Annotated in this window: 12 protein-coding genes and 1 pseudogene; 10 read left to right on the top strand and 3 right to left on the bottom strand. The window is 68.4% G+C overall.

Features of this window, described 5'->3' with window-relative positions; translation table 11 throughout:
• From ACM14_RS28800 to ACM14_RS28790, 3 genes and pseudogenes are all read left to right on the top strand, one after another.
• A pseudogene (locus ACM14_RS28800) lies at positions 1-369 on the top strand (tRNA adenosine(34) deaminase TadA); the annotation flags it as partial.
• 370 nt (positions 370-739) lie between these two features.
• Positions 740-1,732: an LD-carboxypeptidase gene (locus ACM14_RS28795; RefSeq protein WP_065348046.1), complete on the top strand. Its 993-nt coding sequence runs from the start codon at positions 740-742 to the stop codon at positions 1,730-1,732.
• A 19-nt stretch (positions 1,733-1,751) separates the two neighbouring features.
• The gene (locus ACM14_RS28790) at positions 1,752-2,501 is read left to right on the top strand and encodes a sterol desaturase family protein (protein WP_065348044.1); all 750 of its coding nucleotides are present in this window, start codon (positions 1,752-1,754) and stop codon (positions 2,499-2,501) included.
• Positions 2,502-2,648: 147 nt separating this feature from the next.
• On the opposite strand, the gene ACM14_RS28785 is transcribed toward ACM14_RS28790, so the two are convergent.
• A complete protein-coding gene (locus tag ACM14_RS28785) occupies positions 2,649-3,029 on the bottom strand; it encodes a hypothetical protein (protein ID WP_012206605.1) in 381 nt (126 codons plus the stop codon).
• Positions 3,030-3,214: 185 nt separating this feature from the next.
• Here ACM14_RS28785 and ACM14_RS28780 point away from each other — a divergent pair, with 185 nt between their 5' ends.
• Positions 3,215-5,749 carry a penicillin acylase family protein gene (locus ACM14_RS28780; RefSeq protein WP_065348043.1) on the top strand — a complete coding sequence of 845 codons (2,535 nt, stop codon included), beginning with the start codon at positions 3,215-3,217 and terminating at the stop codon, positions 5,747-5,749.
• Positions 5,750-5,814: 65 nt separating this feature from the next.
• Here the strand turns inward: ACM14_RS28780 and ACM14_RS28775 are convergent, their stop codons facing one another.
• Positions 5,815-6,792 (bottom strand): alpha/beta fold hydrolase, encoded by a 978-nt coding sequence (locus ACM14_RS28775; protein WP_065348042.1) that lies wholly within the window; start codon positions 6,790-6,792, stop codon positions 5,815-5,817.
• Positions 6,793-7,001: 209 nt separating this feature from the next.
• On the opposite strand from ACM14_RS28775, the gene ACM14_RS28770 reads away from it, so the two are divergent.
• The 4 genes from ACM14_RS28770 to ACM14_RS28755 all read left to right on the top strand — a co-directional run bounded on the left by ACM14_RS28770 (position 7,002) and on the right by ACM14_RS28755 (position 12,240).
• Positions 7,002-8,330 carry an ABC transporter substrate-binding protein gene (locus ACM14_RS28770; RefSeq protein WP_016451409.1) on the top strand — a complete coding sequence of 443 codons (1,329 nt, stop codon included), beginning with the start codon at positions 7,002-7,004 and terminating at the stop codon, positions 8,328-8,330.
• Positions 8,331-8,407: 77 nt separating this feature from the next.
• Positions 8,408-10,147, top strand: a complete 1,740-nt coding sequence (locus tag ACM14_RS28765) for an iron ABC transporter permease (protein ID WP_034395921.1) — start codon at positions 8,408-8,410, stop codon at positions 10,145-10,147.
• Between the two features lie 12 nt (positions 10,148-10,159).
• The gene (locus ACM14_RS28760; protein ID WP_170962126.1) at positions 10,160-11,245 is read left to right on the top strand and encodes an ABC transporter ATP-binding protein; all 1,086 of its coding nucleotides are present in this window, start codon (positions 10,160-10,162) and stop codon (positions 11,243-11,245) included.
• A gap of 83 nt (positions 11,246-11,328) precedes the next feature.
• A complete protein-coding gene (locus ACM14_RS28755; RefSeq protein ID WP_013801564.1) occupies positions 11,329-12,240 on the top strand; it encodes a LysR family transcriptional regulator in 912 nt (303 codons plus the stop codon).
• On the opposite strand, the gene ACM14_RS28750 is transcribed toward ACM14_RS28755, so the two are convergent.
• Positions 12,213-12,860, bottom strand: a complete 648-nt coding sequence (locus tag ACM14_RS28750) for a TetR/AcrR family transcriptional regulator (protein ID WP_046238777.1) — start codon at positions 12,858-12,860, stop codon at positions 12,213-12,215. The two genes, ACM14_RS28755 and ACM14_RS28750, sit on opposite strands and share 28 nt — an antisense overlap.
• A gap of 320 nt (positions 12,861-13,180) precedes the next feature.
• Here ACM14_RS28750 and ACM14_RS28745 point away from each other — a divergent pair, with 320 nt between their 5' ends.
• Positions 13,181-14,605 carry an amino acid permease gene (locus ACM14_RS28745; RefSeq protein WP_065348041.1) on the top strand — a complete coding sequence of 475 codons (1,425 nt, stop codon included), beginning with the start codon at positions 13,181-13,183 and terminating at the stop codon, positions 14,603-14,605.
• A 21-nt stretch (positions 14,606-14,626) separates the two neighbouring features.
• Positions 14,627-15,721 (top strand): 4-hydroxyphenylpyruvate dioxygenase, encoded by a 1,095-nt coding sequence (gene hppD, locus ACM14_RS28740; RefSeq protein WP_065348040.1) that lies wholly within the window; start codon positions 14,627-14,629, stop codon positions 15,719-15,721.
• Positions 15,722-15,743: the final 22 nt, after the last annotated feature.

Here is a 15,743-nt window from a genome sequence, read left to right as displayed (position 1 = left end):
AAGCCGTCATGGCCCGTGGGCCGCGCCATGCACGAGGCGGGTGAGGAGGCCGGCGCGCAGCCGCAGGCCTGGAACCTGCCGTTTTCCCAGCCCGGCCACCGCGCCGCGCTGCAGGCCTGGCCCCGCGTGCAGGCCGAAATGCCGCCGCTGCCGATGGAGTTGCTGGCGCAGTGGAGCCAACAGCAACGCCTGTGGGTGCAGGGCGGAGAGCACGATGCGCTGCTGCCTGCGCCCGCATGGCGCCAGGCCTGGCTGCAGGCGCTGCCACAGCTGCCGCCAGCGCAGCTGCGCCTATCCCCGTGCGGCCATTGGGTTCCCCTGTGCGCTGCCGGCATGGTGGCCGACGCTGTGGAATACTTCCGCCCGTAGGCCTGCGCCGCCGGCCCCTTGCCGGGGCTGCGCAGCGGCAGGTCCCCGTCTTCACTCCCCTTGCAATATGGAGCATGCCGGCCAGGGCCGGCATGGAACCACCTTGGCCACTTCGCGCAGTTCCCGCTCTTCCAGCACGCCCGGCACACCCAGCACATCCGGCACGCCCCGCAAAAAGGCAGCCGCTGCCGCGCCTGCACCCGTTGATCACGCGCACGAACATGTGCATTCCGCCGACGGCACTTGCTGTGCCCACGGGCACGAACATCCACATGGCCATGGCCATGACCGTGCACAGGAGCATTCGCATGCTGCGGCACATGACCATGGCGCTGCCCACAGCCACGAGCACGACCACGATCACGGCCATGTGCATGCCGCCGACGGCAGCTGCTGCGGCCATGCGCATGACCAGGGTCCGCGCCACATCTATATCTATTCGCCCGCCGGTGCCGTGCGCGACAAGGCCGGCTTCAAGCGCGGTGTGCGCCGCCTGGAGGCCATGGGCCACCAGGTGGAGATCGATGCCGATGCACTGAGCAGCCACCAGCGCTTTGCCGGCGACGACGCCACGCGCCTGGCGGCCATCGAGCGCGCAGCGGCCAGCGGTGCCGACTTGGCGCTGCCCACGCGCGGCGGCTACGGCCTCACGCGCATCCTGCCGGGCATCAAGTACAAGGCCGTGGCCAAGGCCATCGCAGGCGGCACGCGCTTCGTGGGCCTGAGCGACTTCACGGCGCTGTCGCTGGCCCTGCTGGCCAAGACCGGCGCCACCACCTGGGCCGGCCCGCTGCTGGTGCACGACTTCGGCCGCCCCGACGACGAGGGCGGCGTGGACGACATCATGCTGGACTGCTTCAACGACCTGCTCAGCGGCCAGGGCGAGGGCGCGGGCTGGCAGATGCCGAAGATCGGCCTGCGCGAAGACGGCAAGCCCGCCGTCAAGGACTTCTACATCAGCGGCGGCGCCACGCTGTGGGGCGGCAACCTGGCCGTGCTGGTCTCCCTGCTGGGCACGCCTTACTTCCCGCAGATCAAGGGCGGCATCCTGTTCCTGGAAGACGTGGGCGAGCATCCCTACCGCGTGGAACGCATGCTGACCCAACTGCTGCATGCCGGCGTGCTGGCCCAGCAAAAGGCCATCGTGTTCGGCCAGTTCAGCGAGTTCAAGCTCAGCTCGCACGACAAGGGCTTCAAGCTGCAGACCGTGATCGACTGGCTGCGCAGCCAGGTCAAGTGCCCCGTGCTGCAGGGCCTGCCCTATGGCCATGTGCCGACCAAGGTGATGCTGCCCGTGGGCGCGCCCGTGTCGCTGTCGGTCGAAGGGCGCGATGCGCTGATCTACTGGGGCCACGTGCACTGAGCGGCAAGGAGCAGGCGGCATGCTGCAGATGTGGGAGTTCGCGGCCTACCCGCTGCTGGCGCTGATGTTCGTCGGCATCTTCACGCGCGAGGTGATCGCGCCGGCCTCGCGCAACCATTGCGACCGGCGCTGGCTGATCCTGTCCACGCTGCTGGGCCTGGGCACGCTGGCCACCACCTTGGCGGTAGGCCATCTGTTCTCGGACGGCATCCGCCGCCATGCGTTGCTGGACGTTGGCCGGCAATGGCCGGCCTGGGCCGTGGGCGCGCTGAGCTTTGTGCTGACCAGCTTTGTCTTTTACTGGTGGCACCGCGCCACGCACCGGTCGGACACGCTGTGGCGCCTGTTCCACCAGCTGCACCACAGCGCGCCGCGCGTGGAGGCGCTCACGGCTTTCTTTGCCCACCCCATGGACACGGCGGCCGCCGTGCTGCTGAGCGCGCTGTCCAGCTACTGGGTGCTGGGGGCCAGCCCGCTGGCGGCCGCCTTCGCCATCGGCCTCACGGGGGCGTTCGACCTGTTCCTGCATGCCGACATCCGCACGCCGCGCTGGCTGGGATACATCGTGCAGCGGCCCGAGATGCACACCGTGCACCACCAGTACGGCCACCATGCGCAGAACTACGGCCTGCCCGTCTGGGACCTGCTGTTCGGCACCTGGGCCAATCCGGCCGAGCGGGTGGAGCGCCTGGGCTTCGATGACGACAAGGCCGAGCGCGTGACCGACATGCTGCGCTGGCAAGACGTGCACAAGCAGAACTCCCCCTGAGGCGCTGCGCGCCTTCCCCTCTCGCTTCGTGGGGGACTACAGCCTCGCTGCGGGGCGGCGCGGCCGGCGTAGGCCCTTGCTCGCTGTCCCTTGTTCTTGGCCGCGCCAGTTTTTGAGGCTCGGTACGGTGGCGGTGGGGGCTGACTGCTATTCGAGATACCGGCCGTTTTCCTTGCGGCGGGCGCGCATGCCGGTGCGCAGGAAGAGCACGGTGCCGCCTTGCTCGGCCAGCGGCACGCGCGTGTCGCCGGACAGGTGGGCGTCCAGGCGCTGGGGCAGGTTCTCCAGCAGGGAGCGGATGGCGGACAGGTCGGTGTCGGCCGCCTCGGGGTGGTCGCGCACGAAGCCTTCAAGGTAGGCGCGGGCGTCGGCCTCCAGCTGCTCGCGCGTGGTGGCCAGCGAGACATAGCTGACGCCGGCCTGGCCCGGCGCCTCGGTGCCCAGCAGGTAGCAGCCGATGTAGTCACCACGGGGCTGGCCCACGGGCGGGTCCTGGGTGAGCTTCTTCAAGAGGCTGAAAGGCCACATTCCACGTACTTCCTGTTTCTGTCGGTTGCCCTGCATCCATGCGCGCAGGGCCGGCAGTGATTGTCGCCTGAAGCCTGTGCCCTGCAGGCGCGGCTTTCTGTCGTGAGCAATGTGAGCATGTCGCGCGCGCATATGCTACAAACTGCAACACTACGATACGAAAAAAGCAGAGGGTGGGGAAAAGAATGGGAATCATGCGAATCCTGAACTCGCGGTGGTGGGGTGTGGGCGCCGTGGCGGTGGTCGGCTCGGCCCTGCTGGCCGGCAGCGCGCTGGCCATCTATGCCGTGCGCGTGCAGCCGGTGCTTGACGGACAGCTCACGCTGGCCGGGCTGGAGCAGCCCGTGCGCGTGCGGCGCGATGATGCCGACGTCACCCACATCAGCGCCTTCTCGCCGCAGGACCTGTGGCGTGCCCTGGGCCATGTGCATGCGCAGGAGCGTGGCTGGCAGCTGGAGTTCAACCGCCGCCTGATGCATGGCACGCTGTCCGAGATCCTCGGCCCGGCCACGCTGGATACCGACAAGCTCATGCGCGCGCTGGACATACGCGGCGCGGCGCGGCGCCAGTACGCATCCCTGCCCGCCAACGCGCGCGAGGCGTTGCAGGCCTACAGCGAAGGCATCGCGGCCTTCTATGCGGCGCTGCCCATGCGCCAGCACCCGCAGGTGCCCGAGTTCATGCTGCTGGACACGTCGCCGGGCGGCGGCGACAACTCGGCCTGGGCGCCCGAGGACAGCGTGGGCTGGGCGCTGATGATGGCGCTGGACCTGGGCGGCAACTGGGGCAATGAATTCGCGCGGCTGGCCGCGCTCTCGCAACTGGACACACAGCAGCTGTGGCAGCTGATGCCGCCTTATCCCGGCGAGGCGCCGGCCACCTCCACCGATCTGGCCGCGCTTTACCGGGGGCTGGGCGTGTACCGCCAGGAGGCACAGGCTGCGTCTGCGTCCAAGGTGGCTGCCGCCAGCGAGGCGAGCGATGCCTGGGCCCGCTGGTCCCGCGACATGGTGCGCGATGCGGGCACCAACGACGGCAAGGGCAGCAACAACTGGGTGCTGTCGGGCAGCCGCACGGCCAGCGGCAAACCGCTGCTGGCCAACGATCCCCATCTGGGCCTGAGCGCGCCCGCCATCTGGTACTACGCACGCCTGCAGTCGCCTGCCGGCCAGGCGCAGGACGGCACGCCGCTGTCGCCCATCGACGTGGTGGGGGCCACCCTGCCGGGCCTGCCCTTCGTGGTGCTGGGGCGCACGCGCGAGGTGGCCTGGGGCTTCACCAACACCAATCCCGATGTGCAGGATCTGTACCTGGAGCAGATCGATCCAGGCAACCCGGGCCGCTACCGCACGCCGGACGGCTGGGCGCCTTTCACCGAGCGCAGCGAGCGCATCAGGGTCAAGGGCCGGGCCGATGTGCAGCTCACGCTGCGCAGCACGCGCCACGGTCCCGTGATCAGCGACGTGCAGCCCCAGTACGAGGCCGTGCTCGACAAGCGCCGCTACGCCGTGGCCCTGCGCTGGGCGGCGCTGGACACCGACAACCTCACCGTGCAGGCGGGCCTGCGGGCCAACGAGGCGCGCAGCGTGGCCCAGCTGTTCGAGGCCTTTGCCGACTACCACTCGCCCATGCAGAGCATCGTCGCGGCCGATGTGCATGGCGCCATCGGCTTCAAGGCCGCAGGCCGGGTGCCGCTGCGTGCGGCCGACAACGACCTGCGCGGCGTGGCGCCCGCGCCGGGCTGGGAGGCACGCTACGACTGGCAGGGCTGGCTGCCCTACGACCAGGCTCCACAGGACGATGGAACGGCGCTGGGCTATCTGGCCACCGCCAACCAGCGCATCACGCGCGAGGGCTATGCCCACTTCCTCACCCAGGACTGGAGCCTGCCGTACCGCCACCGCCGCATCTCCGAGCTCATCGAGGCGAAGGACAGGCACGACGTGGTCAGCATGGCCTCCATCCAGAACGACCAGACCTCGCTGGCCGCCCGCGCCCTGCTGCCGCAAATGCTCAGGGCCCTGGACGAAGCGCCGGCCACACATCCGCTGGCCCCGCAGGCGCGCCGGGTGATGGCGCAGTTCGACGGCCGCATGGACGCTGCGCAGGCCGCGCCCCTGATCTTTGCCGCCTGGGTGGACGAACTCACGCGCGGCCTGGTGATCCCGCGCATTGGTGCGCAGACCTTTGCGGCCACCTATGGCAAGCGCGACTACCGCGCAGGCATCGAGGGCATGCTGGAACGCCGCGACGGCTGGTGGTGCGCGGCTGCAGGCTGCAGTGCCCAGGTCAGCCAGGCGCTGGACCGGGCGCTGGTGCGCCTGCAGTCCATGCAGGGCAGTGACCTGGGCCGCTGGCGCTGGGGCACGGCGCATGCGGCCCTGAGCAGCCACCGGCCGCTGGGCAGCGTGGGGCTGCTGGCGGGCATCTTCAATGTCAGCGTGCCTTCGGGCGGTGACAGCTACACCGTCAACGTGGGCCAGTACCTGCCCGGTGATGCCAGGACACCGTTCGCCAACCGCCATGCGGCATCGCTGCGCGCCATCTACGACCTGGCCGAGCCCGAGCGCTCGCTGTTCATCTACCAGACCGGCCAAAGCGGCGTGGCCCTGTCCAGCCGCTATGCGGACATGTCTGCCGAATGGGCCGACGGCCGCTACCGGCCGCTGCAGATGGCGCCCGCGCGCTGGCGCCATTCGATGATGCTGCGGCCGCAGTAGGTTGCATTAGGTTGCAGTAGGTTGCATTAGGCTGCATTAGGCTGCAGTAGCGGTGCGCGCCGGCCTCAGGTGCTGAGGAATTGCTCGATCAGCCCGGCCACGGCCGCCGGCTGGTCGTGGTGCAGCATATGGCCCGCGTCCTGAACCACGGCCGTGCGGCAGTCGGCAATCTGCCCGATGCGCTCGTGGTACTCGGCAAGCGTGTAGCGGTCCTTCCACCACATGCCCAGGCTGTCGTCGCTGGCCTCGACGGCCAGTACCGGCGCCGTGATGGCACGGTACAGGGCCAGGATTTCTTCCACGCGGAACAGCTGCGCGCTGATGAGCTTGTGCGCCGTGTCGCCCAGGATTTCCCAGCGGCCCTGCGCATTGGGCGCCGCCCAGTGGTGGGCCAGCCACAGCGCCTTGTCCTCGGGCAGGCGGCGGTTGGTCTTCATCAGCCTGCGCGCCACGTCCTGCACGCTGTCATAGCTCTTGAGCGCCATGCCGCCGCTGCGCAGCTGGCGCAGCTCGTCCATCCACTGCGCGTAGCGTGCGGGCGCCTGGTCGGGCCGGGTGGCCGGCATGCCGAAGCCCTCCAGATTGACCAGCCGGCGTATGCGCGCAGGCCGCGCGCCCGCGTACATCATGGACACGTTGCCGCCCATGCTGTGGCCCACCAGGTCCACGGGCGCATCGCCCACCAGGGTGTCCAGCAGGTGGTCCAGGTCGCCCAGGTAGTCGGCAAAGTCATGCCGGTCGGCAGGCCAGGCCGGCCGGCTCAGGCCGAAGCCGCGCCAGTCCGGCGCAATGATGCGGCGCCCCGCCATGAAGGCCTCGCCAAAGGCATCGACCACGAACTGGTAGGAGGCCGCCACATCCATCCAGCCGTGCACCAGCACCAGCGGCGCCAGCGCGGGATCTCCATCCACGGGCCCCCACTCGCGCACGTGGTACTCCATGGTGCGCACCGGCACCATGCGCGAGCGCCAGGGGCGGCTGGCAACGTAGATGGGCGCTTCTTCAGCGGCCGGGGCGGAGAGGGAAGAGGGGGCTTGCAGCATCCCGCCGATTATTCCGGTTTGCTGCTGTGCAGCAGTCAGGGGCGGGACAGCGGTTGCGCGGGATTTCCCTGTGGCGGCAGACCCGCAGGTAGTAACCCGAGCGCCGCCGCCGCTGATGCACGGCATCAGAAACAATGATTGGCCGGCGGGGCCGGCGCTGCCTACAGTGGGTTGCAGATTGACCGCACAACAACCCGAAGGAGACAGCAATGCAGCAACGCAGATGGCTGACGGCCGCCATGGCCGCAGGATTGTGGGGCGCCGCCATGGCGGCCCAGGCCGGCACGGTGACGGTGCTGACCTCGTTTCCCAAGGAGCTGACCACGGCCTACCAGAAGGCCTTCGAGGCGGCTAATCCGGGGATCAAGATCGAGATCCTGAACAAGAACACCACGGCCGCCGTGGCCTATGTGCGCGAGCTGCCCGAGGGCCAGCGGCCCGACATCATGTGGGCCAGCGCCCCTGATGCCTTCGAGGTGCTGGCGCGCAACAAGCTGCTGACCGCCGCGCCCGAGACGCGCAATCCTGCCGCGCCCGCCAAGATCGGCAACTACCCGCTCAACGACCCGCAGGGCCTGTACTACGGCCAGGCGCTGGCCGGCTACGGAATCATGTGGAACACGCGCTACCTGAAGGCGCACAAGCTGGCGGCGCCCAAGGAGTGGAGCGATCTGACGCGGCCCGAGTACTTCGGTCACATCGCCATCTCCTCGCCCTCGCGCTCGGGCACCACGCAGCTGACGGTGGAGACCATCCTGCAGGGCGAGGGCTGGGACAAGGGCTGGCGCCAGCTGCTGTCCATGATGGGCAATGCCGCTGCCGTGACCGACCGCAGCTTTGCCGTGCCCGATGGCGTGAACAACGGCCAGTACGGCATAGGCATCGTGATCGATTTCTTCGGGCTGGCGGGCAAGTACTCGGGCTTCCCGGTGGACTTCGCCTACCCGGCAATGACGGCCGTGGTGCCGGCCAACATCGCGCTGATCGCGGGCGCCAAGAATGCCGATGAGGCGCGCAAGTTCATGGCCTTCACCATGTCGGTGCCGGGCCAGCAGCTGCTGTTCGATCCCAAGATCAGCCGCCTGCCCATCCTGCCCTACAGCCAGCTCAAGGCGCCGGCCGGCTACCCCGTGCCGCAGGAGGTGGCGCAGCGCGCCAAGGTGCAGTTCGACGCCAACCTGTCCGAGTCGCGCTATGCCGTGGTGATCAGCCTGTTCGACCAGATGGTGACCTTCCGCCTCAAGGAACTGCAGGCCGCCACGCGCGCCATCCAGGAGGCGCACAAGGCCCTGCAGGCCAAGCCCAACGCCAAGGGGCAGGAGCTGCTGGCGCAGGCGCGCGACATTGCCTACTCGCCGTTGGTGGGCGAAGCCAATGTGAAGGACGAGCAGTTCCTGGAGCTGTTCCGCAAGAGCCGGCGCGACGTGGCCGTGTCCAAGGAGCTGACGGGCCTGGAGCAGATGTGGGCCGACAAGGCGCGTGCCAACTACGAGCGCGCGGCCAAGCTGGCCGCCGAGGCGCGCGGCCTGGCCCGGTAAGTGGCGGGCGCAGGGGCCCGGCACCGGGCGCCTGCATGCACTCCCCTTGACAGTCTCTTTCGCTGCGGAGCATTCGCATGAGCATCGATTCCATGGCGGCGCCCGCCGCCGCCCCCCTTGCTGCGCGCGCACGGCGCATTCCGTCGGGCTGGGGGCCGTGGCTGGCCTTCGCACTGATCCTGGCCTTTTTGCTGGCCTTTCTCATCGTGCCCGTGGGCATGGTGGTCTACACCGCCTTCGTCAATGAAGGCGGCGGGCTCACGCTGGGGCACTTCGGCAATTTCTTCGGCCAGACCGTCTTCCGCGAGTCGTTCTTCAACAGCCTGGGCGTGTCCCTGGCCAGCGTGTTCTTCGCCAGCCTGATCGCCGTGCCGCTGGCCTACCTGACCGTGCGCTTCGAGTTCCGGGGCGCGCTGCTGATACAGACGCTGGGCGTGCTGCCGCTGATCATGCCGCCCTTCGTGGGGGCGGTGGCGCTGCAGCTGATCTTCGGGCGCAGCGGCTCGGTCAACCTGCTGCTGGACGACTGGTTCGGCTTCACCGTGCCCATCATGGAGGGGCTGACGGGTGTGATCTTCGTGGAGAGCATCCACTACTTCCCGTTCATCTTGCTCAACCTCGTGGCGGCCATGCGCAATATCGACGGGGCCATGGAGGAGTCGGCGCTGAACCTGGGCTCGCGCGGTTTCCGGCTGTTCCGGCGCGTGATCTTTCCGCTGGCCATGCCCGGCTATCTGGCGGGCGCGGCCCTGGTGTTCGTCAAGGTGTTCGACGACCTGGGCACGCCGCTGGTGATGGGCGTGACCAATATGCTGGCGCCCCAGGCCTATCTGCGCATCACCTCGGTGGGGCTCGATGATCCGCTGGGCTATGTGATCAGCGTGATCATGATCGCGTTCTCCATCGTCGCCCTGTGGCTGGCTGCGCGGGTGATGAAGGGCAAGGACTACGCCACGCTGCAAAAGGGCGGCAGCGCGCTGCAAAAGCGCCGGCTGTCGGCCTGGGAGGCGCTGCTGGCCTATGGCTGGATCGCCCTGGTGCTGCTGGTGGTGCTGGCGCCGCACATCGGCATCTTGCTGATGTCGTTCTCCAAGGTCTGGAGCTTCTCGGTGCTGCCCGACAGCTACACGCTGGAGCACTACGCCACGGTGTTCACCGACTCGGGCTACATGATCGGCAACACGCTGCTGTACTGCCTGATGGCGGCGGGCATCGACGTGGTGATCGGCACCGCCATCGCCTACCTGATCCTGCGCACCCGGCTGCCTGCCCGGCAGTGGCTGGACTACCTGGCCTCGGTGGCGCTGGCGATTCCGGGGCTGGTGCTGGCCATCGGCTACCTGCGGCTGTTCAAGGGCGTGAACCTGCCCTTCACCGATACGCCCATCGTCACGACCTGGGTGCTGATCATGCTGGCCTATGCGGTGCGGCGGCTGCCGTATGCGCTGCGCTCGTGCATGGCGGCGCTGCAGCAGGTGCACATCTCGCTGGAGGAGGCCGCGCAAAGCCTGGGCGCGGGCCGCACCAGCGTGATACGGCGCGTGATGGTGCCGCTGATGGCCGGCGGCATCCTGGCCGGCTTCGTCACCAGCTTCATCACGGCGGCCGTGGAGCTGTCGGCCACCATCATGCTGGCCTCGGCCCAGAGCCAGGCGCCCATGAGCTACGGCATCTACCTGTACATGCAAAGCATCTCGGGGCGCGGGCCCGGTGCGGCATTGGGCGTGCTGGCCGTGGTCGTGGTCGGCCTGGGCACGTATTTCTCGCACCGCTTCGTGGAGCGCTCGCGCGCCACCGTGCAATCGACTTCGGAGTGAACCGCCATGCACCTGGACCCTGTCTCCCTCGAATGCAGGCACATCAGCCTGAGCTACGGCAGCAACGAAGTGCTGCGCGACGTCAACCTCAAGATCGAGCCCGGCGAGTTCTTCGCGCTGCTGGGGCCTTCGGGCTCGGGCAAGTCCACGCTGCTGCGGCTGATCGCGGGCTTCAACCGGCACCAGCGCGGCGAGCTGCTGGTGGGCGGGCAGGACATCACGGGCGTGCCGCCGCATGCGCGCAACATCGGCATGGTGTTCCAGAACTACGCGCTGTGGCCGCACATGACGGTGTACGACAACGTGGCCTTCGGCCTGGTCGAGCGCCGCGAAAGCCGCGACACCATCCGCCGCAAGGTGGGCGAGGTGCTGGAGCTGGTGGGCCTGTCGCAGTACGCGCAGCGCCGCCCGGGCCAGCTGTCGGGCGGGCAGCAGCAGCGCGTGGCGCTGGCGCGCACCGTGGTGATCGCGCCCAAGCTGCTGCTGCTGGACGAGCCGCTGTCCAACCTCGACAAGCAGCTGCGCGTGCAGATGCGCGAGGAACTGCGCAGCCTGCAGCGCAAGCTGGGCCTGACCACCATCTTCGTCACCCACGACCAGGAAGAGGCCATGACCACGGCCGACCGCATGGCCGTGCTGGACAAGGGAGTGCTGCAGCAGGTGGGCTCGGCGGCGGGGCTGTACGACTATCCGGCCAACCGCTTCGTGGCGGGCTTTGTCGGCACGGCCAATGTGCTGGAGGGCGAGGTGCTGCCAACGATAGGCGAGTCGCTGGTCTTCAAGGTGCCTGGCCTGGGCACGCTGACCCTGCCGCGCCCGGCCCAGCCGCCCGTGCCGGGGCGCGCGGCGCTGGCCTTCCGGCCGCACCAGGTGCAGATTGCGGTGCGCGACGATGCGGGCGATGCCTCGCGCGTGTGGGTGGAAGGGCAGATCGAGAGCGCCGAATTCCTGGGCGAGTTCTCGCGCTACCGCGTGCGCGTGGGCGAGGTGGCCGTGGTCGCCGACCAGGCGCACTACGCGGGCATTGCCATGTTCCCCATGGGCATGCCGGTGCGCCTGGGCATCGAGCCCACGCAGCTGCGCTACCTCGATGAGTGAACGATGAGACGGCTAGGGATGTTCCCTGACACCCGGGCCTGCCCGGGCCGCAGGCCCTGGCGCCTGCGCTAGGCTGGCCGCCCATGGAGATGTATCAGCTGCGCGCCTACGTCACGGCGGCCACGCTGGGCAGCGTCACGCGCACGGCCGAGGCCCTGCACCTGACGCAGCCCGCCATCACGGCCCAGATCAAGGCGCTGGAGGAAGAGCTGGGCGTGGCGCTGTTCGACCGGCGCCCGGGCCGCATCAGCCTCACGCGGGCTGGCGAGGCCCTGATGGAGCCCGCCCGGCAGGTGCTGGATGCGGCAGGACGCCTGCAGGGCCAGGCCCGCGAGCTGCAGGGCGAGATCACCGGCCAGCTGCTGCTGGGCACGGTGGCCGACCCCGAGGCGCTGCGCCTGGGCTCGCTGCTGCATGGCCTGGTGGAGGCGCTGCCGCTGCTGGACATCAAGACACGCCAGGGCTGGGCCGAGGAGTTGCGCGCGCAGGTCGCGGCCGGCGGCCTGCAGGGCGCGTTCTACATCGGCGCCCACATGCCGCGCGACCTGGGCGCGCTGGTGCTGCAGACACTGCACTACCGCGTGGCGGCGCCGCCCGCGCTGCGCGAGCGCGTCCTGCAATCGGGCTGGAAGGACCTGGCGCAACTGCCCTGGATCGGCGCGCCCGCGCAGCACCATGAGCAGGCCCTGCTGCTGGCGCTGTTCGCCCGCCAGGGGCTGAGCCCCAATCAGATCGTGGAAAGCGATGCTGCCGCCGCGCCCGAGAGCCTGGTGCGCGCCGGCCTGGGCCTGGCGCTGCTGCGCGAGGACCGCGCCCTGGCCGCGGCCGAGCATGGCTGCGTGGCCATCTGGCCGCATGCGCGCGTGTCGGCGCAGCTGGGCTTCATCCACCCGCGCGAGGCCGAGCACGATCCGGCCCTGGTGGCCACGCTGTCGCAACTGCGCAGGGTCTGGGGGCTGACCGAGGTTCAGGCGGCGCCGCCGCCGCCGGCCTGAGGGGTGCCTGCCTGGACGATGGCCTCGACCAGCGCATCGAGGCTGCCCTGGCGTTCCTGCTCGCCCACCTCGAACAGCTCCAGCACGCCGGTGCCGCGCAGGATGGCGAAGGCCATGGCCGCAAAGCCCTGGGGGCGGGGATGGTGGGCCGCGATCTCGGGGAAGACGTCCAGGAAGCGGGTGTAGAACACGCTGTCCACATGTACCCGGCGCGCGTCCACGCGGTCGAACAGCGAGGGGGAGGCCTTGCAGCCGAAGAACATGCTCCAGGCCGCCTGGTAGTTGGCCGCGCCGAAGATGTTGTCCCAGGCCAGGGTGACGAAGGCCTCGGCACGCTCGCGCAGGGGCAGGGCCTTGTCGGGCCAGACCGTGCCCTGGTCGCTCAGCGGCTCCATGACCTCGATGACCAGCCGCTCCATCAGCGCATCGCGGCTCTCGAAGTGGTGCTGCAGCGCGCCCAGCGACACATCGGCGCCGCGCGCGATGGCCTGCAGCGTGGCGCTCTTGAAGCCGCCCTCGCGCAGCAGCGCCAGGGCGGAGTCGATGATCTTGCGTTGCGTTGTCTCCACACGCTCGGTCTGCGGCGTGCGTGCGCGCCGCTGCGTGGCGGACGTCGTCATGTTCTGGGCTCCAGAGGGCAAAAAAATAATAGTAGATTGTTTTTGTTTGTTGCGGGCGTTCAACCGTTGCCGCAGTGCGGCATGGCGGGCGGCAATGTGTCGATCGCCTTCGCTACTCCTTCTTTTTGGGCTTGTCCATAGGGATAAATTACAAGAAATAATAATTTATTGTTTTTTATAGTTGATACCCATCAACAAGGGGCGCACAACGCCCCGCATTCCAACAGGCACCCCACGAGGAGACATTGCCGTGAAGACCACCGAAGTGTTCCAACCCCTGCGCCGCCGCGCGCCTTGCTGAGAGCCGGAGCACCCCCTTGATGCACAGTTCTTCTTCGCAGGGCCATCTGGAGCGCAGGCTCAAGAACCGCCATATCCAGCTCATCGCGCTGGGCGGCACCATCGGCACGGGCCTGTTCCTGGGCTCGGCCGGCATCATCGAGCTGGCCGGGCCGTCCGTGCTGCTCGGCTACGCCATTGGCGGGCTGATCATCTTTTTCATCATGCGTTTCCTGGGCGAGATGCTGGTCGAAGAGCCCAACGCGGGCTCGTTCAGCTATTTCGCCAACCGCTACCTGGGCCGCTTCGCGGGCTTTCTGGCGGGCTGGAACTGTGTGGCGCTGTATGTGCTCGTGGGCATGCTGGAGCTGACGGCCGCAGGCAAGTTCATCCAGTTCTGGTGGCCCGGCATACCCACCTGGGTGACGGCGGCGGTGTTCTTCGTGCTGATCAACGGCGTGAACTTCATCAACGTCAAGGCCTATGGCGAGTTCGAATTCTGGTTCGCGCTGATCAAGATCGCGGCCGTGCTGGCCATGATCGCTGCGGGCGTGTATCTGCTGGCCAACGCCGACCGGCCCGAGCAGACCGTGCGCAACCTGTGGACGCACGGCGGCTTCTTTCCCAACGGCCTGTCCGGCCTGGTGATGGCCTTCGCCTTCATCATGTTCGCCTTCGGCGGCGTGGAGATGCTGGGCTTCGCGGCGGCCGAGACCGACCAGCCGCGCACCGTCATCCCCAAGGCCGTGAACCAGCTGATCTATCGCGTGCTGGTGTTCTACATCGGCTCCATGGCCGTGCTGATGTCGCTGATGCCCTGGACCGACCTGCTGGGCCAGCTCAAGGCCGGCGGCGACACCTACAGCAGCAGCCCCTTCGTGCTGGTGTTCTCGGGCCTGGGCGAGAACACGGCCGCCCACCTGCTGAACTTCGTGATCCTCACGGCCACGCTGTCGGTCTACAACAGCATGGTCTACAGCAACAGCCGCCTGCTGTACGGCATGGCCAGCGAAGGCAATGCGCCGCGCTCGCTGATGCAGGTCAACCGCCGCGGCGTGCCGGTGCGGGCCATCGTCTATCCGGCCATCTTCACGGCGCTGGCCATCGTGCTGAACTATGTGGCGCCGGCCGGCGTGCTCGAGCTGCTGATGTCGCTGATCGTGGCGGCCCTGGTGATCACCTGGACCATCATCATCGTGGCGCACTGGCGCTTTCGCCGGGCGCATGTGGCGCGCAAGACCGTGCTGGGCTTTCCCGCACCTGCCGCGCCGCTGACCAACGCCATCTGCCTGGCCGCCATGGCCCTGGTGGTGGGCGTGATGCTGCTGACACCGTCGGTGCGGTCCTCCGCGCTGGCCATTCCGATCTGGGTCCTGGTGGTCTACGGGGCCTATCGCCTCGTGTTCCGCCAACGTCCCACGCCTGTGCTGGAATCCGTACTGGAACCCGCGCACATCCCCCGTTGAAACCTTCAAGGAGAACCAACCATGGCAGACCTGTTCGACAACCCGATGGGCCTGATGGGCTTCGAATTCGTGGAATTCGCGTCGCCCGCGCCCGGCGTGCTGGAGCCGCTGTTCGAGAAGCTGGGCTTCACCCTGGTGGCCAAGCACCGTTCCAAGAACGTGCTGCTGTACCGCCAGGGAGGCATCAACTTCATCATCAACAATGAGCCGGGGCAGGCCGCCTATTTCGCGGCCGAGCACGGCGCCTCGGCCTGCGGCCTGGCCTTCCGCGTCAAGGACGCGCACCAGGCCTACAAGCGTGCGCTGGAGCTGGGCGCGCAGCCCGTGGAAATTCCCACCGGCCCCATGGAATTGCGCCTGCCGGCCATCAAGGGCATCGGCGGCGCGCCGCTGTACCTGATCGACCGCTTCGACGAAGGCAAGTCCATCTACGACATCGACTTCGAGTTCCTGCCCGGCGTGGACCGCAACCCCAAGGGTCACGGCTTCCATGTGGTGGACCACCTGACGCACAACGTCTACCGTGGCCGCATGACCTACTGGGCGGACTTCTACAGCAAGCTGTTCAATTTCCGCGAGATCCGCTACTTCGACATCTCGGGCGAGTACACCGGCCTGGCCTCCAAGGCCATGACCGCGCCCGACGGCCTGATCCGCATTCCGCTGAACGAGGAATCGCGCCAGGGCGGCGGCCAGATCGAGGAGTTCCTCATGCAGTTCAACGGCGAGGGCATCCAACACATCGCGCTGCTGACGGACAACCTGCTGGACTCCATCGACCAGCTGCAGATGGCCGGCATTCCGCTGCTGACCGCGCCCAACGACATCTACTACCAGAACCTGGAAGGCCGCCTGCCCGGCCACGGCCAGCCCGTGGGCGAGCTGCAGGCGCGCGGCATCCTGCTGGACGGCACGACCGAGGGCGGCCAGCCGCGCCTGCTGCTGCAGATCTTCTCCCAGCCCATGCTGGGCCCCGTGTTCTTCGAGTTCATCGAGCGCAAGGGCAACTACCGCGAAGGCTTCGGCGAAGGCAATTTCAAGGCCCTGTTCGAGTCCATGGAGCGCGACCAGATCAACCGCGGCGTGCTGCAGGCCGAGGCACCGCAGAGCGCCTGATCCCGACGGACGCAGCGCGCCC

It is taken from the genome of Delftia sp. JD2, assembly GCF_001682645.1.
GTDB classification, from domain to species: Bacteria; Pseudomonadota; Gammaproteobacteria; order Burkholderiales; family Burkholderiaceae_C; genus Comamonas; species Comamonas acidovorans.
This window is presented reverse-complemented; position numbering and strand designations above follow the sequence as displayed.